This is a genomic window from Planctomycetota bacterium (genome assembly GCA_016235865.1).
Taxonomy (GTDB): Bacteria; Planctomycetota; MHYJ01; order JACQXL01; family JACQXL01; genus JACRIK01.
Genome location: JACRIK010000021.1, coordinates 168607 through 188155 on the forward strand (window position 1 = coordinate 168607; position 19549 = coordinate 188155).

Genomic DNA, 19549 nt, shown 5'->3' on the forward strand with positions numbered 1-19549 from the left:
TGTGGCTTAAAACGGTTTACTTACCTTCCACTCCAGCGCCGTGGTTATCCGTTCTTTGATATCATCCAGATGGGCCCTGGTCAGGGTATCAAGTTGTTCCAGATTAATAGTATTGATGTGATTCTTTATGGTCAACATGTCCTGGCGAGCCAGGGCAATGGCGTCCGAGGGATAGCTCCGAGAGTCGGACAGGTAGATGGATATTATTTTCTCCATATGGGCCCGCTGGAGATTGCGCCGGAATGGGTTGATGTTTTCTGCCTTGGTAGCCTCGGTCCAGATGCCGTCCCGGACGCCATGGAATAATTCCTCCAGCCCGAATCTCGGCTCGCCTTCTTTGTACTTGAGGGCCATATTGTTGAGCCGGCGCAGGACGGTCGGTTCATACATATAATTCAGGGCTGATTGCTGGATAGACAGGATGGTGTTGTAAATCTGGACATCCAGGGTCGGCCCTGAGTCGGCTCCGGGCATCCGTTCGGGCGCCAGTTTATTCAGGACCTCGCTGTCCGGCAGTGACTTCTCGGACAGTGAGAATATATTATTGACGATAAAATCCAGCGCCTGCTGCTGTTTCGCGCTCGCTACCGGTTCAAACGGCACCCGGCCGTCTGTATCGCCGATGTGGTCCCGGCGGTGGTAGATGCCGCCGATGAATCTGGCCGCCAGGGTAGTTCCAATGGCGTATTCCTTGATGCCCTGATTAAACACCCGGCGCATCTTCTGATAGCCCTCGCCCGGCTTGGAGAATTTAAACTCTATCTTGCCCCAGAGTTCCTGGGCCAGCTTGAGACGTTGGTTGACATATTCCAGCTGGTCATTGCCCAAATCCCAGAGGGTGCAGGTTGGGTCGATGCCGGTGGGTGAATTACCGTGGCAGTCCTCGTCAGTGCCGTAGGCCAGTTCCGGCTGGGCGCATCTGGCCGCGATGGCCTTGAGTTGGGTCAGTTCTTCATCTGGGGCCTTGGCCCCTAATGGCTTGTAGGCGTATTCAATGGCCCAGCAATCATAAGGGCCGACCGTAGAACTCCAAAATTCACCCTGCTTGGCCGGGTCAACCGAGATATTGGCCGGATTATAATCCATTACCGAAGCGATTAGGCCTTTTTCACTGGTTAGGGCTTTATCATGAAGTTGCTCGGCTGAAAGCATATTGCTGGCCTTGAAATTATGCCTCAGGCCCAGGGTGTGCCCGACCTCGTGGACCGCCAGGTCGGTCAGGTAATCGGCCACGAATTGCTCGGCTTCTTTTTCCTTGCCGTCCAGGAATGCCCGGGCTGTTAACATCGACGAGGCAAAGGCGGCCTGATAGGCCAGTCCATTGGCGTAATTGCAATAGGCGTTGTTGATACCGAGCGGATTGATGACTTCTTCAAACTCGGCGTAATTGACGCGGGCCATATCGGCGCTGATGCGGATGTCGGCCGCGTAGAGCTGGCCGGTGAACGGGTCTTCGTGCGATGGCCCGACTGCATAACCAGAGCCGGGCCTGATGAGCCAGCGGATGGTGTTATAGCGCGCGTCAGCCGGGTCCCAGTCCGCGTCGTCCGGTTGCTGATTCACTACCACCGCATCCTTGAATCCGGCCTGTTCAAAGGCCTTGTTCCAGAGCAGCACGCCCTTTTTTATCGGTTCGCGGTATTCGATGGGAATGGTCTTTTCCAGCCAGAAGACGATGGGTTTCTTGGGCGCGGACAGGGCCGCGGTTGGGTCTGATTTTTCCAGGTTCCAGCGGTTGATGTAGCGGACAAAAGGCGTCTCCGGTTTCATCGATGAATAATCCTGGTACATGGTGATAAAATGCCCGACCCGGTCGTCGGCCAGTCGCGGGATGTAATTATCCTGGGGCAGGGCTAAAATGGAATAATAATACCTGATGAATAAACTTTTGTCAGGAATAGTTGCCGAGTAAAATCCCTTATTGGAGCGGAAATGCATGGTGATTTCTATATCGGTATTGGCCGGGAATGATTTGAGCGTGGAAAAGAAGCTGTTGTCCCGGTCAAAGGAGAAATCAGATTTAGTGGCTTCGTTTAAGTGCTGGGCCAGGTTGTATCGGTCAAACAGGAACAGGTCATTGAGCGAGACCAGGACGGCTCCGGTAGTGGAATGTGGTTTAGACAGGACGATGGATGAGGAGATGAGCGAATCGCTCACCCCTTTTTCCACGGCCCGGAACGCGGGTTTATCGCGGTCGGCCCGGACCAGGACGTTCTTATGAATTAATTGAATGCGCTTGTTGACCTGCCTGAAGAAGAACGGGAAATTGTCCTCCATCGCCGCCGCATCCAGAAAAGTGCCGTCGCCGGATTCCCGGGTGACCGAGCAGAGCATAATTTTGTCCATCTGCTCGGGTTTTAGTTCCAGATAGGCCTTGCCGTCCTTGGGATTATGGTAGATGGTCAGCATGCCGGTAATGGGTTTGCATTCCTTGATAATCTCGGCGAAGTCCTTTTCATCGCCGTTCTTTTTATCCTCTTTGGCCGCGTCATTTTTGGCGTCGGTCGGCGGTAAGGCGGTTGAGGCGCAGCCGGCATATAATAATGACAACACAAACAAAGAGCCTCCGAAAGCGCATAATTTTCTTAACATAGCATTTTTCTCCTTATCTTGTTTATCTGTGTAATCTGTGCAATCAGTGGTTGCGTTTCAGTTTTTCCCAGTATTCCATTCTTTTCTTTATCTCTTTTTCAAACCCGAAATCGCCGGGCTGGTAATATTTAGCATCTTTGAGATTGTCCGGCAAGTAATCCTGTTTGACAAAATGCTGGGGGAAATCGTGGGCATATTTATAATCCTTGCCGTAGCCCAGGTCGCCCATCAGGTCGGTGACCGGATTGCGCAAATGGATGGGCACCGGCATGGCAATGGTTTTCTGGACATCCTCTTTGACTTTATTATATGCCGCATAGATGGAGTTGCTCTTTGGGGCCGTGGCCAGATATATCACGGCCTGGGCCAGGGCGTTGTCAGATTCAGGCATGCCGACAAAATCCACTGTGTCCTTGGCAGCCAGGGCAATCAGCAGGGCCTGGGGGTCGGCGTTGCCGATGTCTTCGGAGGCGAAGCGAACCATCCGCCGGGCGATATAGAGCGGGTCTTCGCCGGATTCCAGCATCCGGCACAGCCAATAGAGCGCCGCATCCGCGTCGCTGCCCCTGAGACTTTTATGGAATGCGGAAATCAGGTTGTAGTGCTCCTCGCCGGCCCGGTCGTATAACAGCATCTTTTTCTGGGCCGACTGCTCGACGATGGTCTTGGTGATCGTGCGCTTGGTGCTCTTGGCCGGAATGGAAAAGGCCGAGAGTTCTAATAAATTCAGGGCAATTCTGGCGTCGCCGTTGGCGATATTAACGATATATTTTTCCGCCTCGGCATCTATTTTGATATTCAGGTTGGCCAGGCCGCGCTCTTTATCCGATAGGGCGCTCCGGATTATTTTGATTATTTCGTTGGAGGCCAGCTGTTTCAGGACGAATACCCGGCAGCGGGAGAGCAGGGCGGAATTGAGTTCGAATGACGGATTCTCGGTGGTGGCGCCGATGAGCGAGATGACGCCTTTTTCCACATAGGGCAGGAAGGCGTCCTGCTGGGCCTTGTTAAAGCGGTGGATCTCGTCCACGAACAGGATGGTTTTTTTATTATGGAGCTTCTGGTTGTATTCAGCCCGTTCCATTACCTGCTTGATGTCCTTGATGCCGGATGTCACCGCGCTAAAGGTGATGAATTCCATGCCGCTGGCCCGGGCGATTAAGAAAGCCAGGGTGGTTTTGCCAGAACCGGGCGGTCCCCAGAATATCAGCGAGGGCAGTTGGCCTTTCGATTCTCTAAGGTTGGCAATGACCTGGCGGAGCGGTTTATCCGGGCTGATGACCTCCTCTTGTCCGATAAATTCCTCGAACTTTAAGGGACGCATCCGTTCGGCCAGGGGAGTCGTTTGTCCCGATGTCTGCCCGACCTGACGGTTGTTCGGGCGGGCCTTTTCCATCTTGTCGACGGTATCAAATAGTTCGCTATCGCGGTCACTGCGGTGTTCCATACACTACATAATATACACTCTAATGACTGCTTGTCAATTAATGCGATTCGCTAACTTAAACGTAATTTTCTTGACTCTGATATAACAGCTTGGTTAAATACCGGTTCAATTAGAAATAAAGGAGTTTTTATGATAGAGATGTTCAAGGAGTGGTATGACGCCCGGCACGAGTATGCCAAGGAATGGAAGAAAAATAATCCCAAAGGCAAGGTGATGGGTTATTTCTGCACCTATGTGCCGGAAGAGATTCTCTATGCGGCTGATGTTCTGCCGGTGCGGATCCTGGGCAGTCACGAGCCCCAGGATGTGACCGAACCCCATATCTTCGGGATGTATTGCCCGTTCTGCCGAGATTGCCTGGCCCAGGGACTGAAAGGCCGATATAATTATTTAGACGGAATTATGATCGCCCAATCGTGCCTGCATATCCGGCAGGCCTTTACCTCCTGGCAGCTGCATATCCCGGTGCCATACAGTTATTACCTGCCCATGCCCAATAATCTCCAGACCAAGTTTGCCCTGCCTTATCTGCGCGGTGAATTTGAGGCCTTTAAGAAATCGGTCGAAGGCTGGACCGGCAGGAAGATTACGGACCAGGACCTGGACAAAGGCATCGAGATAATGAACCAGAGCCGCCGGCTGATGAAACAGGCCTATGAAACCCGTAAGGCTGCCAACCCGCCGATGACCGGGCTGGAAGCGATGTATATGGCGGTGTCCAACCAGATGACCGACAAGCGGGAGCACAGCCGGATTATTGAAGAAGCGTTGAAGACGCTGCCTAAGCGGAAACTGGACCGGGAAACCGGGGCCCGGCTGATGATTGTGGGCAGCGAGGATGATGACACCGAATTTATCAAGATGGTGGAATCGGTCGGCGTTACGATTGTGATTGACGACCATTGCACCGGCTCGCGTTATTTCTGGAACGAGGCCAAGCCGGACCCGGACCGGTTGAACGCCATTGCCCGGAGATATATCGAGCGCCCGGCCTGCCCGAGCAAGGACTGGCCGGCCCGGACCAGGTTGCCGCATATATTAAAATTAGCCAAGGATTATAATGTCCAGGGCGCGATTGTCATCCAGCAGAAGTTCTGCGACCCGCATGAACTGGATATACCGGCTATTACCAAGATGTTAAAGGAAAATAATATCCCGACCCTGTTCCTGGAATTTGACGTGACCGTACCGATTGGTCCGTTCAAGACCCGGGTTCAGGCGTTCTTGGAAATGATATCAGAAGACGCGTTGTTCTAGAGGTTACATAAGGTTGCGGAAGGTTACAGGAGGTTGCTTAAGATTACAATTAGGTTGCTATGGAAAAGAAAACAGCGGCATATGAGAAATTGAGATTTTACCAGGATATTTGTGAGATTAGAAGGGCAGTATACTTAATTACCGAGCGTTTTGCTAAAAGTCATATGCGTTTGGTATCACAAATGCGCGATGCGGCCAGAAGCGCCAAGCAAAATATCAGGGAAGGTTACAAAAAAGGGACTATCGGGGAGTTTATCCATAGTATTAATATAAGTCGGGGGTCCCTGGAAGAATTAAGCGGTGATATTGAAGATTGCCTTGAAGACGGTTTAATGACAGCGGAGGAATTTAAGGAGATAAGTGGGCTTATTAAAAGCGCTGATTATTTATCAGACCGTTATATTAAAGCCATTAGTAAGATGAGGGAAGCAGGAACGTGGCGGACCCCGAGGGTCAAGTAACTTCTTGTAACATCGTGTAACTTATTGTAACATTTGTAACTATCAAGGAGCATCTATGAGCAATTTGTATCCCACCGAACAACTGAAATCCTGGAACAAGGCCAAGGAAATCAGGGAGAACTATTACCGCGATTATGCGGACGCCAAGAAAAAGGGCGGCTTGAGGTGGGCCGGCGGCGCCTGGTCTTTCGGGGCCATCCCGGCCGGATTGGGCGATGATGTCTTCCCGATTACCGGCGAACCTTACGGCGCTTCCATCGCCTGGAACAAGGAATTCGCTCTGGCCTGCCAGGAAGCGGCCGAGAAAAAGGGTTATGCCCGCGACCTGTGTTCTTATATGCGCAGTTACTGGGGTTCCATTATTCTTGATAAATACCTCTGGGGCGGGCCGTTCCCCAAACCGGATTTTATGTGGCAGGACCATATCTGCTGCAGTCATTCCAAATGGTATCAGGTGGCTAATGAGTTGGAAGGCGGTAAGGTGCCGGTATTTGAGATTGACGTGGCCGTCGGTCCGGAGGGCGAGGTCAATAAGAACCGGGTTGATTATGTGGTTAACCAGATGCTGGAGGGTGTTGAATGGCTGGAAAAGGTGACCGGCCGGAAATACGACGACCAGAAATTGATTGAAGCAGTGTATAATGAATGCCGGGCCACCTCGGTCTGGGCTGAGATATGCGAGCTGAACAAGACCGTGCCGGCCCCGCTGGACGAGAAGACCATGTATTCATTATATGTGCTGGGCACGCTGATGAAACACAGCAAGGTAGTGGCTGATTACTATGAGGAACTGCTGGCTGAGACCAAGGACCGGGTTAAACGCGGGATTGCGGCTATTCCCAACGAGCGTTGTCGGGTAATGAGCGATACCCAGCCGCCCTGGGCGTTCCTCAAGGTGTTCAGATATTTGGAGAAATTCGGCTGCGTATCGGTCGGCTCGCTTTATACATTCGGGTTAATCGGATTATGGGAGGTTAAACCCGATGGCACCTGGGGCGCCAAGACCACGCCTCAGCAGAAGGGCATCAAGATAAAGACCCGCGAACAGGCGCTGCGCATCCTGGCCGAATGGAATCTGGCCAAGCCGGAATGGCAGCACTTCTATTCGCCGGCCCTGAAGAGCGATATGATGATACGGATTGCCAAGGAATGGAAACTCAACGGCGTGATGCTTCATTATAACCGCGGTTGCGAAGGCTTGAGTTTGGGCATTGCCGAGAACCGCCTGGCCCTGCAAAAGGCCGGATACCCGGTCATGACCTTTGAAGGCAACATGGGCGATGAGCGCGAGTTTGACGAGACCCGGACCATGGCGCGCATCGATGCCTTTATGGAAACGCTGGATTTAAAGAAAATGGAATAACCGATTATGCGGTATTTACTGTCTGTTGTTTACTGTTTCCTGATAACTATCTTATGTACCGGTTGCCCCAGCACGCCTTTGCGCCTGCCGCCTGATGAAGAGATGCGGCTGGACCGGGAAATCAAGACCATTCTCCAGGCCAGCGAGCAGAGAGAAAAGGTGCCTTGGGAATCTATTGTTTCGGAATTGGGTTTTATCTCGCCACTGGAAGGCCGGGTTTTGGAGAACCGGGGCGAGGATGGCGTGAGTTTTAAGGCCACTGAAGGCCAGCCGGTCCGGGCTGTCAAGAGCGGTATGGTTACCTTTGTCTCGGACGATATGACCGGCTATGGCAAGGTGGTGACCATCAAGCATTCGGATGGATTCCTGTCTTTCTATGCCTATAATTCTGAGATTCTGGTCAAGGCCGACCAGGTGGTTAAGCAGGGTGATATTATTGCCCGGGCGGGAAAAAGCGGCCGGGCCACCCAGCCCCAGCTCTATTTTAGGTTATTCAAGGGCGAAACGCCGGTTAACCCGATGCGTTATTTACCGTAATTATTATGCCGTTATACGAATACCAATGCCGGAAATGCCAGCAGGTCTTTGAAGCGCTGATTCGTTCTGGCAAAGATACCGCGGACCTGTCCTGTCCTCATTGCAGGGATAGGAAGGTGAATAAACTCTTCTCCACATTTGCCACTAACTCCGACCAGCGAGGCGGTTTATCAGTTCCGGCTTCTTCTTCCAAGTCAGGATGCTCATCCTGCTCCAGAGGTTCTTGTACAACATGTAAATAATGAGGTAACAGATGAAGCAATTATGGGCGCCCTGGCGCTGCACTTACATCAACGTCAAGCCCGGCCATAAGAAAAGATGTTTCCTGTGCCAGGCGCTAAAATCCGTCACTGACCGTAAGAATCTTCTGGTCAGGCGGGGCAAGAAGTGCTTCGTGATGATGAATCTCTTTCCCTATAACGCCGGGCATCTGCTGATTTGCCCCAAGGCGCACAAGGCAAATCTGGAGGACCTCACCAAAGAAGAAATAAAGGAATTGTTTGATTTGGCCATTGAGATGAAACGGGCATTGACCAAGGTGTTGAAGCCGGAGGGGTTCAACATGGGATTCAATATCGGCGCCGTGGCCGGAGCCGGGCTCTTGACTCATATTCATCTTCATCTGGTGCCGCGCTGGGGCGGCGATACCAACTTTATGCCGGTCCTGTCCGGAACCAAGGTTATTTCCCAGTCGCTCAGCCAGTTATATGAAAGGTTACAAAAGTCCTCTAAATAGCCATCTTATTTCCCGCCAAAAACTCTAAAATACTTGACATATTCGTTGTGTTGATATATTCTGTCAAATTCTCATAGAGACCTTGTAAGTTATAAAGGAGCGAACAATGACAGTCAAGAGCGACAATAACAGGACTTTTCTGCTAAAGCGGGAAGAGTTGAAGCAGCAGTGGTATCTGGTTGATGCTTCAGATAAGATACTGGGCCGGATGGCCACCAAGATTGCCACAGTCCTGATGGGCAAGCACCAACCGACCTATACGCCGTATGTGGACAGCGGTAATTTTGTGGTGGTCATCAATGCCGAGAAGATTAAACTGACCGGCAAGAAGTCGCTGGAAAAGGTTTATAAGACCTATTCCGGTTATTCCAACGGCCAGCGGGAGACGCCGATTGCCACCGTGCTGGCCAACACCCCGGACCAGGTGGTCTATCTGGCCGTCAAAAGAATGCTGCCCCAGAACCGCCTGGCCAAGCAGATGATAACCAAGCTCAAGGTATATGCCGGCGCCAAACATCCTCATCAGGCGCAAAACCCGAAAGTATTGGAGGTATAGATATTATATTATGACAGAACCGCTTTTCTACCGTGGAACGGGACGCCGCAAGACCGCGATTGCCCAGGTTATCCTCAAAAAAGGGACAGGTAAGATAACCGTAAACAGTATGGAGTACGATAAATATTTTCTGATTCCCGAAGAACGCAATGCCGTATTAACTCCTTTGCAGAACCTGAAAATGATCGGACGTTATGACGTTACCGCTGAGGTAAATGGCGGCGGGAAACACGGCCAGGCAGATGCGCTTCGGTTAGGTTTGGCGCGCGCCTTGAAACTGGCGCATAGCACTTCTTTATCACAACTGAGCAAGGCCGGACTCCTGACCCGCGACCAGCGAATGAAGGAACGCAAGAAATACGGACAGAAGGGCGCCCGCAGACGCTTCCAGTACTCCAAACGTTAATCCGGATACCTGGAATCGTTTCTGGTTATCTTCATCTGGCGTCTTACGTTATATGATTAACGCTGATGTAATAGACAATCTACCGGCCCCGAAAATAATGGTCATCGGCGATTTCTTGCTGGACCGCTATGTCTGGGGCAAGGTGGAGCGTATCTCGCCCGAAGCGCCGATCCAGATACTCAAGGTCCAGAATGACGGCGATGATCGTTTGGGCGGCGCGGCTAATGTGGTCCATAACCTGATAACGCTGGGCGCTAAAGTCATTGCCCTGGGTGTTATCGGAACGGACAACGGCGGCCAGAGAATCATATCGCTTCTGAAATCACTCAACGGCAAGAACCGCCTTAATTATAATGGAGTTATCAAGGATAAATTTCATATTACCTCCATCAAGGAGCGGATGATCGCCCATAACCAGCAGGTCCTCCGGGTTGACAGGGAAGAACCGAACGAGGATTATTTTATTTCGCATTCCATCGAGAGGAAACTGTTGCACCACTTTTCTCGCACTATCAGGTCTGTGGATGCGGTAATTATCTCGGACTATGACAAGGGCACGCTGACCAAAACGTTCCTCAAAAAGATTATCCAACTTTGTCGTAAGTATCATAAGACGGTCTTAGTCGGTCCCAAGGGCCGGGATTTTACCAAATACCGGGGCGCTACGGCTGTTGTCCCCAATCGTTCTGAGACCGAAGAGGCCACCGGCCTGGAAATCACCAGTAAGGCGTCTTCGTATAAATCAGCCGCCCAGAAGATGCTTCGCAATCTGGCGTTGGATTTTACAGTGATTACCTTGGGTCCGGACGGGCTTTATCTGCTTGATAAGAAAGGCAGCTCGGCTTACGACCCGGCCCGGCATCGGGATGTTTATGATGTCACCGGCGCCGGGGATACTGTCCTGGCTGCGCTTGGTATTGCTTTTGCCGCTAAGTTACCGTATCAGGACGCCCTGCATCTGGCCAATCTGGCGGCTGGAGTGGTGGTCAGCAAAGTGGGCACGGCTACGGTTAGCCGAATAGATATTATACAGCATCATTATCTCAAGTCTCAGCACGAAAATATAAAGGCAGAGCATAAACTCAAGACCGTAAAAGAATTGGCTGTTATTCTATCGGCCAAAAAGGCAGCTGGCGGAAAAGTAGTATTTACCAACGGTTGTTTTGACCTGATACATCCGGGACATATCCGGACCCTGGAATTCTCCCGGGCCCAGGGCGATATCCTGATGGTCGGACTGAATTCGGATAAATCCGTAAGGATAATCAAGGGCAAGTCGCGGCCGATACTTAATCAGTCGGATCGGATTAAGGTGCTATCGGCATTCTCTGCCGTGGATTATATTGTGCTCTTTGACCAATCCACGCCGCTGGAATTAATAAAAGAACTCCGGCCCGATGTCCTGGTCAAGGGCGCGGACTGGGAGGAAGGTAAGATTGTCGGCGCTGATGTGGTCCGGAGTTACGGCGGCCGCATCGCCCGCGTGCCCCTGATACCGGGCATCTCCACCTCGGATATTATAAAGAAAATAAATAAATTTAAGTAGTTTTGGAGGTATTAATGAGATATATTATTGCCGTATTGCTGATATGCACAATGGAATTGGTATCCCTGGCTCAGGATAACAAGCCCGTGGGTGAACCTGTCAATAATTATAATAATGAGCCGGAGAAGAAGGAAATGAGTTTCTATATCGGTCCCTGGTATAACCAGTTTGATGCCGACCTGAATCTCAAGGGTAATATCGGCTGGGTGGCCGGGGTGCGTTATCCGGTGGATACCGGCGGCAAGATACCGATTAATATGGCACTGGAGATAACCTCTTTACGGACCGAGACGAAAAGCGGTAAGGGCGTGAGTGTCACCTCTATGGCTTTAGGCCTGGGTGAATACGGTTTTATTCCCGAGGAAAAGCGGCTCAGGGTGACGTTCCTGGGCGGGATTCAGCGCTATGGCGGCTTGGGTGATTCCGGCACCTTCTTTACCCTGCGTCCCAAGTTCAGCCTTTGGAGCACGCCGTCCACGAATCTTGAAGGGGTGGCCGGGCTGGATTTTGTCCGGACCAATGCCGCGGGCGGTGAGAGTCATTGGGAAATGAACTTTCCACTCGGGCTTAATTTGAGTATCAATTTTTGACCACAGATTACACAGATAGACACAGATTTTCCGGAAATCATTCGTGTAATAAGTGGTTATCGTTACTAAGAAAGGAATATATTTATGAAAGATATGCCCTGGTTAGAGCGCGATAATTCCAATAGAGACCATTTCCTGTTCAGTGAGGAGTTCTTCGGCAAGGAGCCGCCTACTGTTATCTACGAGAAGAAACCCATTGTCAATCCAACTACAGGTGAGGCAGTAAAGGGTCTCTATTCATCCTGGATTACCCTGAATAATCCGGCTCAGTATAATTCATACACTACCAGGATGGTCAAGGGCGTCATCGCCGGATTCCAGCGCGCCTCGGCTGATAACAGCGTCGTGGCCGTGGTCTTTACCGCAATGGGCGATAAGGCATTCTGCACCGGCGGTAATACCAAGGAATACGCCGAATATTATTCCACCAATCCGACCGAATACGGCAATTATATGGACCTGTTTAACGCTATGGTGGATGGGATTCTCAACTGCAAGAAGCCGGTGCTCTGCCGGGTTAATGGTATGCGGGTGGCCGGCGGGCAGGAAATCGGCATGGCCTGCGATATTACTATCTCATCTGACTTGGCCATTTACGGACAGGCCGGGCCCAGGCACGGCTCGGCCCCGGACGGCGGGGCCACGGATTTTATGCCGCTGTTTATCGGTCTGGAAAATGCCTTATGGTCCTGCACGGCCTGCGAACTCTGGAGCGCCTATAAGATGAAACTGCTCGGGCTTATCAGCAAGGTGGCGCCGGTTATCAAAGAGGGCGGGAAATTTATCCGCAATCCGTTGGTCGTGACCGATAAATACGTGGACAACGGCGAGGTTGTCTATGGTGAATTCAAGAAGGGCAAGGAGGCCGAGGATGCCAAGGCATATCTCAAGGCCGCCAAGACCGATTTTGAACTACTTGATAAAGAGGTCAATAATGTAATCTGGACATTCACCAACCTGATGCCGGGCTGTCTGATAAAGACCATAGACAGCATCCGACTGAAGAAGAAATTCTATTGGGACCAGCAGAAACTTCCTAACCGGCACTGGCTGGCCGCTAATATGAACACCGAGGCATATATCGGGTTCAACGCCTTCAACACCAAGAAGGCAACCGGCAAGGACGTGATTGACTTCATCAAATACCGCCAGTTACTGGCCGAGGGGCATTCGTTTGATGAGGAACTGGTCAAGCAGGTTATGCCGAAGCCGAAGTGAACCACAGATTACACGGATTGCACTGATTATACTTTAAGGGAAATCTGTGTCATCTGTGAAATCTGTGGTTGCATTTTTATATTTTCTTGATTATCTTTTGCAACTATTTGTAACCGAGGAAATCATGTCATATCCTAATATCTTTATCAAACTCACCGGACCGGAACGCATTCTGCTAAATCGTGAAGTTACCCGGCTGGCATCAACAGGCAGGATAAGGGCCTGTAGGCGGCTCCAGGCCATCTACCTTTCTGACAGCGGACATACCTACAAAGAGATTTGTCAGTCATTCGATGTCTCTTACCGCAGTGTCAAGGGCTGGGTGGCCCTATACCGTAAACAGGGGATAAGTGGGCTCTTAAAGAGGTCGTAGCTGTTGCATTTTGCCCCCTTCCCCTCACAAAATAGGGGGAGGGGGAGAGGCCTACCCCCTTCAGATAATCCCCCCATACGATATAAAGAGTAGCCATACGGATTGCAAAGAATAGCCAACCGGGTTGGAAAGATTATCCATACGGTTTGTAAAGAATAAGGTAGGTTATTGAAAAGTTGATATAATCATCTGGTTTCCTATTATTTTATTTCTTGCTAAAAACAGAGAGAGTTGATAAGGTGATAAGTAAATAGGTTGATAAGTGGTAATTACTTATCATCTTATAACCTTATTAACTTATAAGCTTTAATTATATGAAAGAATTAGAAGGCAAAGGCGCGATTGTCACCGGCGGGAGCGTGGGTATCGGCGCATCTATTGCCCTGGATTTAGCCCGGAACGGCGCTAATGTGGCGATCAATTACCGCAAGCACGCTGACGAGGCCAATAAAATCGTGGAGGAAATCAAGAAGATGGGACGCAAAGGCCTGGCCATACAGGCCGATGTGGCTAAGTCCGCTGATGCCGAGAAGATGGTTCAGTCCGCGCTCAAGGAATTCGGGCGCCTGGATATCTTAGTCAATAACGCCGGCATCAACCAGGATTCGGTGGTCTGGAAGATGACCGAGGAGCAATGGGATAACGTGATGTCCATCAATCTCAAGGGCTGTTTTAATTATATCCACGCGGTCGTGCCGCTGTTCAAGACCCAGAATTCAGGCAAGATAATAAATATTACCTCTATCAACGGGTTGAGAGGTAAATTCGGCCAATCCAATTATTCCGCCTCCAAGGCCGGGATTATCGGGCTGACCAAGTCCGTGGCCCGGGAACTGGGCAAATTCAGCGTCAATGTCAATGCCGTGGCGCCCGGACTGATTGAGACCGATATGGTGGTCAATGCGCCGGAAGAGGTCAAGCAGAAGGCGCTGGCGGAAATCGTCCTGGGCCGAATCGGCAAGCCGGACGAGGTGGCTTGGGTCGTCTCATTCCTGGCTTCTGATAAGGCCAGGCATATTACCGGAGAAGTAATAAAGGTGGATGGAGGACAGTATATATAAAAGGTTACAAGAGGTTACCTGATGTTACATGAGGTTACAAGATGTTACAGCAACCTTCTGTAACCATTTGTAACTTAATGTAACTTCTTGTAACACCTGAAAGGTTGAACTATGGAATATAAGCATATCAAATATCAGTTTTCAGACGGCGTGGCCCGAATAACCCTGAATCATCCGCCTCTGAATGTCCTTAATATCGCAATGATGAAGGAGATTAATGGGGTGCTGGAAGGGCTGGCTAAAGAGCAGTATTTACCTGATGGTAAGGCAGGCCTGAAACTGCTGGTCTTTGACGCCGAGGGCAAGGCATTCTGCGCCGGGGTGGATGTGTCCGAGCACATCGGTTCTACCGCGATTGAGATGATAAAGGATTTCCACCAGATATTCCGGAACCTGATAGCCATCAACAAGCCGACCCTGGCTGTGGTGCAGGGCGCGGCCCTGGGTGGCGGGTGCGAACTGGCCATATTCTGTGATTTTATCATTGCCGCTGAGACCGCCAAATTCGGCCAGCCAGAGATTCAGGTCGGCGTATTCCCGCCCATTGCCTGTATGCTCCTGCCCCGGATTATCCCGCAGGCCAAAGCAATGGAACTGCTCCTGACCGGCGTGGTTATCGGAGCGCCTGAAGCCCTGTCCATCGGCTTGATAAATAAATCCGTGCCTGTGGATAAACTTAAAGAAGAAGAAAACAACTTCACCTCCAAGATAACCAACTTGAGCGCCGTGGTACTGGGTTACACCAAATTAGCCGCATTGAAGCAGCAACAGAGCGCATTCCTTGAGTATCTTACCGAAGTAGAAAACATCTATCTCAATCAATTGATGAAGACCGAGGACGCCCAGGAGGGCCTGAATGCGTTTCTGTCTAAGCGCAAACCGGTCTGGAAGAATAAATAAACCGGAACCATCCCGCTGGGGTGGAACTTCGCTGTCGCTTCGCAGATTACACAGATGGGCACTGATTAAAGAGGGGAGATAATATGGGAACATTAAAGATTAGAGTTAAGAAGCTTAAGATATCTCTGAAAATGGTACGGCAGGATGCGCGGGGATTCGCAGACCTTTTCCCAAGGGTGATAAAATGGTGTAATAACCCCAGAGATAAAGGCGACTATTATTTCTTTGAGACGACCGGCTCCGGCCCATTTCTATTAGGCGGAATTGTTGTTGATATCGGGCCGGTGGCATACGGTCCGTTTAGGCACGATAATATTATCTTTATTGAAGATATATATAATCCTAATGACAATCCTGATGTCATACGCCGTCTTATAAAGGAAGTAATCAAGTTTGCCAAGACAAAGAGATGCCAGCATATTAGAGGGTAGATTGACTATAAAGATAAGGTTACTCTGCAGGCAATGCGTGAACTCGGGTTCGCTATCGTTCCCATAGATGACCGTAAAGATAGAAGCAAGACAAACCAATATCTGGTGGTTAAATCACTATAAAACTACGGATTGACAAGGGATTGAGAAGATGAAAATAATAAGCAAAGGCGCCATAAAGCGGATTGTAGTTGTTGTTCTTGTCATTATTGTCGGTTATGTGATATTGAACCAATTCTGCTGCGTCATAGAGACCACGCCTTATATAGCGCCGAAACTGCCTTATCGTGAGTTCGTTCCCGCCAAGTCAGGTAAGGGCGAATTGTTCTTTGATGCCGAATCACAGGTGCTGATTATGGTTTTGAGGGGCAGTCCTGCGGAATTGGGCAGTCAGCAGGGGATTTTACTTAAGCCACAGTTAAATACACTCGTCAGCAACTATCTAAACCGTTTCCTGCATACCGAGACTGGAAAGGCCTATGCGAGACAGGCAATGGAGTCAATGAAGAAATATATTCCCAAGGAATATCTGGAAGAGATAGCTGAGATGAGCAAGGCATCAGGCGTTTCTTTAGATGATATCTTATTGTTGCACACTATTATTGACGAGCCGAAGTTTCCGATGTGCAGCGTTATAATTTCATCCGGTTTGGCCAGCAAGGATAAGCAGACCATATTTGGCCGGAACCTTGATTATCTTCCTTTGGGTATTGCCACGTATTATAATATGATAACCATATATCATCCGGACAATAAGAAATCATTTGCCTCAATCATCTGGCCGGGCTTTGCCGGGGTTCTTTCAGGAATCAACCAGGATGGACTGGCTATTGCGATGCTGGTGAGTTTAGACGGGACAGACAGCGATGATGGAATGCCGTCTGTTATTCTGTTACGCAAGATTATGGAGAATGCTTCAGATATAAACCAGGCAATAGAGGTAATAAAAAGCGCGGACCGGTCAGCGCCGATTAATCTTGCGATGGTCGATGCGAATAATCAGTCCGTGATTGCCGAGATTACCCACAATAGGGCGTCCTTACGCTATCCTGAAAAGGGATTGCTGTTTAGCACCAACTGGTTTGTTTCACCGGATATGAATCAGGTCAAGGGTGATAACCGGTATGTGGATATGGTTAGGATGGCGGATAAATATTACGGACAACTTGATATGGAAAAGGTTATTTCCGTTCTGCGTGCAGTTAAGATTGACAATATCAACCTGCAATCAATGGTGATATTCCCGAAGGAAAGGATACTGTATTTTGCATCCGGCTCAAGGAATGCGGCTAACGGATATTTCAGGAAGATAGACCTGAATAGATATTTAAAATAAGAGAGGGGGGATGTATGACAGAAGAAAATGCTGCTACACCAATGCCAAATCCGGCTGAACCGGCGGCTGCGCAACCAACGGCTTCAGACAAGATAGGGTGGATTCCTGATATCACCAAGACGGTTATTCTTAGCACCCTGTTGCTGGTGATTATATTTGATTATTTTATCTACCAGAGTTGGGGCCGGACGGACGGCCTGGGTTTGGGAGCCCTGATTCTGCTAGTCGCCGGTCTTATCTGGCTGATTGAGCGGCCGTCTTTTTCCATCGGCGGATTAATTTGCGAAGGTCTGTTGATTCTGCTGGCTGTCAGAAGCATCTGGCAGGCAAGCGCCTGGGGCTGGATAACGGCTTTTATACTTATCTTTATTTTTACCTCATCGCTGAAGATGTTCTCTTTGCATATCACGGAATTAGTCCATTCATTTTGCTGGACCGGCTTAAAACTGCCTCTTATATTGACCGGTTATGCCCGGACGATATTGAAGCTGAGTTCGCGATTCCCATTCTGGGGCGCGCGATTATTCCGGCTCGGTCTTATCTGGCTGATTCCAGCCGTAATCGTGCTGGTCTTTATCATCATCTTTGCCCTGGCTAATAGCGTTGTGGCATCCTGGATGACGAGTATCTGGGATTGGGTCTGGGAGCAATTATCCCATATCCTGGATTATTTCCCGTCCATCGGCCATATCTTCTTCTGGATATTCTCATTTATATCAGCCGTGATTTTACTGGCGCCCCAGAAACTCAAGCTTACCGTGCTGACGCCGATATTGGGCGATGATGAAGAGATGAAGCAGGGCTCGGCACTGCCGTTTACCGACTTATTGGCCGCCATTGCCATTAATACCCTTGTTGCGGTGAATCTGGTTTTCCTGCTCTATAACATTGTGGATTTTTCCTATCTCTGGATTAAGAAGGCGCTGCCGCAGGGATTAAGCTATTCCGAATATGCCCGGAGCGGAACATTATGGCTGACCCTGGCGCTGGCCTTGACCAGTCTGGTGTTGGGAGTGATTTTCATCAGGGACCTGAATTTCCACCGCCGCACCCGGCTGCTGAAGATACTGGCTTGGATTTGGGTGGCTCAGAACCTGATTATTGCGGTTGGGACATTTCATCGGCTGTTGATGTATATAGATTGTAACGGCCTAACCCGGATGCGCATTGTCGGCGCTTACGGCATCCTGCTGGTGGTCATCGGATTATTAATCGTGGCTTTGAAGATGCATCGGGTGAAGAGTTTTCTCTGGATGACCCGGCGTCATCTGCTGGCCTTTTCCCTGGGGCTTCTGGCATTGGTCATCACGCCGATGGATGTAGTGGTATTCAAATATAATGTCCATCTTATTTTACACGGTAATCCCCGCTCAGCGGTCCAGTTGATTGTCCAGCCCATCACGGCCGAGGGTATTCCGGCCCTGATTCCGCTGCTGGACTGTAAGGATGAAACTATCCGTAAGGGGGTGGCTGGTATTCTGCTCCGGGAGCAGGAAAATTTGCGGCAACTGCAGGATAAGGAACAGCGCTGGGTGGAGCGGGAACTGTCGCGCTTCAACGCCCTGAAGGAAATCAAATCAGTCCGGAGCACATTAGAGAAGATTATACCTGACGGGCAATGGCAAAAGGCGATTAATGATCTTAACGAGCATACCAAGAAATGGTATTAAAATGGTAACTTTTTCGGCGGCTCGGTTCCGGCCGGGGTAATCGGGGTAGAGGATTTTTCTATATTCACTTTGTCTGCCTTGTATTCGTGCAGGCGCTTGAAGTTAATCACGACAGAGGTTATGGCGTCATCCTTGGTCAGCATCCGGACCACCGGCATGCCTTTTACCACCCGGCCGAAGATGGTGTATTTGCCGTCCAGTTCTTCATTTTCTTTGTCACTTGTATAGATATAAAATCTGTAACTGTCTGAAGGCATCGGCTTACCTGAGGAAACGTCTGTGTCACGAATCATACCAAGCACGCCTTCCTTGTGCTTGATTTGGTTTTCCTCAAATGAGATAGCATAGTCCAGCGGCTCTTTCCGTCCCAGACACACGCCCAAGTCAGGCCTGATTTCATAGACCGCGGTGGGCGAATAGACGTTGGCTTGGATAATGGATATAAAATTAGCCACGGTATTAGGCGCGTCATCCTCGTAGAGTTCTATCTCAAGGTCACCCTTGGCGGTCATTATGGTCAGGCGGGGCAGATTCCTCTTCTGGGATATTTCAGCCAGCTGCTTGTTTAATTCGCCCTTGGCCCATTCTTCGTTGACCTTGAGCTGATTGAGCAGCTGGGTTACCTGCTCGGTGATAGGGTGCTTGGGGAATTTTTCCAGGATATAGTCGTATTCCTTTTTAGCTTCGTCAAATTTATTCTCGTTCAGGTAAATATTAGCCAATTTATACCTGATGAGCGGGGCGACCGGCGTCATGCCATAATTTTGGAGCATGCCTTTTAATTCTTCGGCATTATCAGACTTTTCCAGTTTATATGATGCCTCTTGGGTCATCTTGTCAAGCCGGTAATGGCGCCACCAGAGCAGTCCGGCAACCAGGCAGACGCTTAACAGGATAAAGAACAGCAGGTTTTGGTGGGTGTTGATAAAGGTGGATATCTTGGCCCAGAACGGAATCTGGATAATATCTTCCTTGCCAGGCGGCGGTTTATTGGGATATATCCTGGCCTCGCGGTTTGAGGGATTCTGTTTCTCTGTTGTCGGACTCATTTTCTGTCTTTCCGTGGTGG

20 protein-coding genes are annotated in these 19549 nt (G+C 50.0%); 17 read left to right on the forward strand and 3 right to left on the reverse strand.

The features are described from left to right. Positions 1–6: 6 nt before the first annotated feature. Both HZA49_06680 and HZA49_06685 read right to left on the reverse strand, forming a co-directional pair. Positions 7–2592 carry a zinc-dependent metalloprotease gene (locus tag HZA49_06680; GenBank protein ID MBI5779125.1) on the reverse strand — a complete coding sequence of 862 codons (2586 nt, stop codon included), beginning with the start codon at positions 2590–2592 and terminating at the stop codon, positions 7–9. A gap of 43 nt (positions 2593–2635) precedes the next feature. Beyond that, positions 2636–3988 (reverse strand): replication-associated recombination protein A, encoded by a 1353-nt coding sequence (locus tag HZA49_06685; protein ID MBI5779126.1) that lies wholly within the window; start codon positions 3986–3988, stop codon positions 2636–2638. A gap of 180 nt (positions 3989–4168) precedes the next feature. On the opposite strand from HZA49_06685, the gene bzdN reads away from it, so the two are divergent. The 17 genes from bzdN (at position 4169) to HZA49_06770 (ending at position 18480) form a co-directional block, all read left to right on the forward strand. Beyond that, entirely contained in the window at positions 4169–5296 is a 1128-nt protein-coding gene (gene bzdN / locus HZA49_06690; GenBank protein ID MBI5779127.1) for a benzoyl-CoA reductase, bzd-type, subunit N, read from the forward strand. A 59-nt stretch (positions 5297–5355) separates the two neighbouring features. Next, the gene (locus tag HZA49_06695) at positions 5356–5757 is read left to right on the forward strand and encodes a four helix bundle protein (GenBank protein MBI5779128.1); all 402 of its coding nucleotides are present in this window, start codon (positions 5356–5358) and stop codon (positions 5755–5757) included. 55 nt (positions 5758–5812) lie between these two features. After that, positions 5813–7120: a benzoyl-CoA reductase, bzd-type, subunit O gene (gene bzdO / locus HZA49_06700; protein MBI5779129.1), complete on the forward strand. Its 1308-nt coding sequence runs from the start codon at positions 5813–5815 to the stop codon at positions 7118–7120. A gap of 6 nt (positions 7121–7126) precedes the next feature. Continuing rightward, complete coding sequence (locus tag HZA49_06705; protein MBI5779130.1) at positions 7127–7657, forward strand: M23 family metallopeptidase; 531 nt, start codon at positions 7127–7129, stop codon at positions 7655–7657. A 5-nt stretch (positions 7658–7662) separates the two neighbouring features. After that, positions 7663–7899, forward strand: a complete 237-nt coding sequence (locus HZA49_06710) for a zinc ribbon domain-containing protein (GenBank protein ID MBI5779131.1) — start codon at positions 7663–7665, stop codon at positions 7897–7899. Between the two features lie 11 nt (positions 7900–7910). Beyond that, positions 7911–8393 carry an HIT domain-containing protein gene (locus HZA49_06715; GenBank protein MBI5779132.1) on the forward strand — a complete coding sequence of 161 codons (483 nt, stop codon included), beginning with the start codon at positions 7911–7913 and terminating at the stop codon, positions 8391–8393. 106 nt (positions 8394–8499) lie between these two features. Continuing rightward, a complete protein-coding gene (gene rplM / locus HZA49_06720) occupies positions 8500–8949 on the forward strand; it encodes a 50S ribosomal protein L13 (GenBank protein MBI5779133.1) in 450 nt (149 codons plus the stop codon). Between the two features lie 10 nt (positions 8950–8959). Next, positions 8960–9355 carry a 30S ribosomal protein S9 gene (gene rpsI / locus HZA49_06725; protein ID MBI5779134.1) on the forward strand — a complete coding sequence of 132 codons (396 nt, stop codon included), beginning with the start codon at positions 8960–8962 and terminating at the stop codon, positions 9353–9355. Between the two features lie 52 nt (positions 9356–9407). Further along, on the forward strand, positions 9408–10901 hold the full coding sequence (gene rfaE2 / locus HZA49_06730; GenBank protein ID MBI5779135.1) for a D-glycero-beta-D-manno-heptose 1-phosphate adenylyltransferase: 1494 nt from the start codon (positions 9408–9410) through the stop codon (positions 10899–10901). Positions 10902–10915: 14 nt separating this feature from the next. Continuing rightward, a complete protein-coding gene (locus HZA49_06735) occupies positions 10916–11491 on the forward strand; it encodes a hypothetical protein (protein MBI5779136.1) in 576 nt (191 codons plus the stop codon). An 84-nt stretch (positions 11492–11575) separates the two neighbouring features. Then, positions 11576–12709 (forward strand): 6-oxocyclohex-1-ene-1-carbonyl-CoA hydratase, encoded by a 1134-nt coding sequence (gene oah, locus HZA49_06740; protein MBI5779137.1) that lies wholly within the window; start codon positions 11576–11578, stop codon positions 12707–12709. A gap of 46 nt (positions 12710–12755) precedes the next feature. After that, entirely contained in the window at positions 12756–13082 is a 327-nt protein-coding gene (locus tag HZA49_06745; protein MBI5779138.1) for a helix-turn-helix domain-containing protein, read from the forward strand. Between the two features lie 314 nt (positions 13083–13396). After that, positions 13397–14143 carry a 3-oxoacyl-ACP reductase FabG gene (locus tag HZA49_06750; protein MBI5779139.1) on the forward strand — a complete coding sequence of 249 codons (747 nt, stop codon included), beginning with the start codon at positions 13397–13399 and terminating at the stop codon, positions 14141–14143. A 111-nt stretch (positions 14144–14254) separates the two neighbouring features. Continuing rightward, positions 14255–15043: an enoyl-CoA hydratase/isomerase family protein gene (locus HZA49_06755; GenBank protein MBI5779140.1), complete on the forward strand. Its 789-nt coding sequence runs from the start codon at positions 14255–14257 to the stop codon at positions 15041–15043. An 83-nt stretch (positions 15044–15126) separates the two neighbouring features. Beyond that, entirely contained in the window at positions 15127–15474 is a 348-nt protein-coding gene (locus HZA49_06760) for a hypothetical protein (GenBank protein MBI5779141.1), read from the forward strand. Between the two features lie 151 nt (positions 15475–15625). Then, the gene (locus HZA49_06765) at positions 15626–16810 is read left to right on the forward strand and encodes a hypothetical protein (GenBank protein ID MBI5779142.1); all 1185 of its coding nucleotides are present in this window, start codon (positions 15626–15628) and stop codon (positions 16808–16810) included. Positions 16811–16824: 14 nt separating this feature from the next. Continuing rightward, entirely contained in the window at positions 16825–18480 is a 1656-nt protein-coding gene (locus tag HZA49_06770) for a DUF4173 domain-containing protein (GenBank protein ID MBI5779143.1), read from the forward strand. Here HZA49_06770 and HZA49_06775 read toward each other — a convergent pair. Then, on the reverse strand, positions 18477–19529 hold the full coding sequence (locus HZA49_06775) for a peptidylprolyl isomerase (GenBank protein MBI5779144.1): 1053 nt from the start codon (positions 19527–19529) through the stop codon (positions 18477–18479). The two genes, HZA49_06770 and HZA49_06775, sit on opposite strands and share 4 nt — an antisense overlap. Positions 19530–19549 lie beyond the last annotated feature (20 nt).

Excerpts from the sequence above, each read along its gene's own strand:
- HZA49_06680 (MBI5779125.1), bottom strand. The coding sequence starts at position 2,592 with ATGTTAAGAAAATTATGCGCTTTCGGAGGCTCTTTGTTTGTGTTGTCA.
- HZA49_06685 (MBI5779126.1), bottom strand. The coding sequence starts at position 3,988 with ATGGAAAAGGCCCGCCCGAACAACCGTCAGGTCGGGCAGACATCGGGA.
- bzdN (MBI5779127.1), top strand. The coding sequence starts at position 4,169 with ATGATAGAGATGTTCAAGGAGTGGTATGACGCCCGGCACGAGTATGCC.
- HZA49_06695 (MBI5779128.1), top strand. The coding sequence starts at position 5,356 with ATGGAAAAGAAAACAGCGGCATATGAGAAATTGAGATTTTACCAGGAT.
- bzdO (MBI5779129.1), top strand. The coding sequence starts at position 5,813 with ATGAGCAATTTGTATCCCACCGAACAACTGAAATCCTGGAACAAGGCC.
- HZA49_06705 (MBI5779130.1), top strand. The coding sequence starts at position 7,127 with ATGCGGTATTTACTGTCTGTTGTTTACTGTTTCCTGATAACTATCTTA.
- HZA49_06710 (MBI5779131.1), top strand. The coding sequence starts at position 7,663 with ATGCCGTTATACGAATACCAATGCCGGAAATGCCAGCAGGTCTTTGAA.
- HZA49_06715 (MBI5779132.1), top strand. The coding sequence starts at position 7,911 with ATGAAGCAATTATGGGCGCCCTGGCGCTGCACTTACATCAACGTCAAG.
- rplM (MBI5779133.1), top strand. The coding sequence starts at position 8,500 with ATGACAGTCAAGAGCGACAATAACAGGACTTTTCTGCTAAAGCGGGAA.
- rpsI (MBI5779134.1), top strand. The coding sequence starts at position 8,960 with ATGACAGAACCGCTTTTCTACCGTGGAACGGGACGCCGCAAGACCGCG.
- rfaE2 (MBI5779135.1), top strand. The coding sequence starts at position 9,408 with ATGATTAACGCTGATGTAATAGACAATCTACCGGCCCCGAAAATAATG.
- HZA49_06735 (MBI5779136.1), top strand. The coding sequence starts at position 10,916 with ATGAGATATATTATTGCCGTATTGCTGATATGCACAATGGAATTGGTA.
- oah (MBI5779137.1), top strand. The coding sequence starts at position 11,576 with ATGAAAGATATGCCCTGGTTAGAGCGCGATAATTCCAATAGAGACCAT.
- HZA49_06750 (MBI5779139.1), top strand. The coding sequence starts at position 13,397 with ATGAAAGAATTAGAAGGCAAAGGCGCGATTGTCACCGGCGGGAGCGTG.
- HZA49_06755 (MBI5779140.1), top strand. The coding sequence starts at position 14,255 with ATGGAATATAAGCATATCAAATATCAGTTTTCAGACGGCGTGGCCCGA.
- HZA49_06760 (MBI5779141.1), top strand. The coding sequence starts at position 15,127 with ATGGGAACATTAAAGATTAGAGTTAAGAAGCTTAAGATATCTCTGAAA.
- HZA49_06765 (MBI5779142.1), top strand. The coding sequence starts at position 15,626 with ATGAAAATAATAAGCAAAGGCGCCATAAAGCGGATTGTAGTTGTTGTT.
- HZA49_06770 (MBI5779143.1), top strand. The coding sequence starts at position 16,825 with ATGACAGAAGAAAATGCTGCTACACCAATGCCAAATCCGGCTGAACCG.
- HZA49_06775 (MBI5779144.1), bottom strand. The coding sequence starts at position 19,529 with ATGAGTCCGACAACAGAGAAACAGAATCCCTCAAACCGCGAGGCCAGG.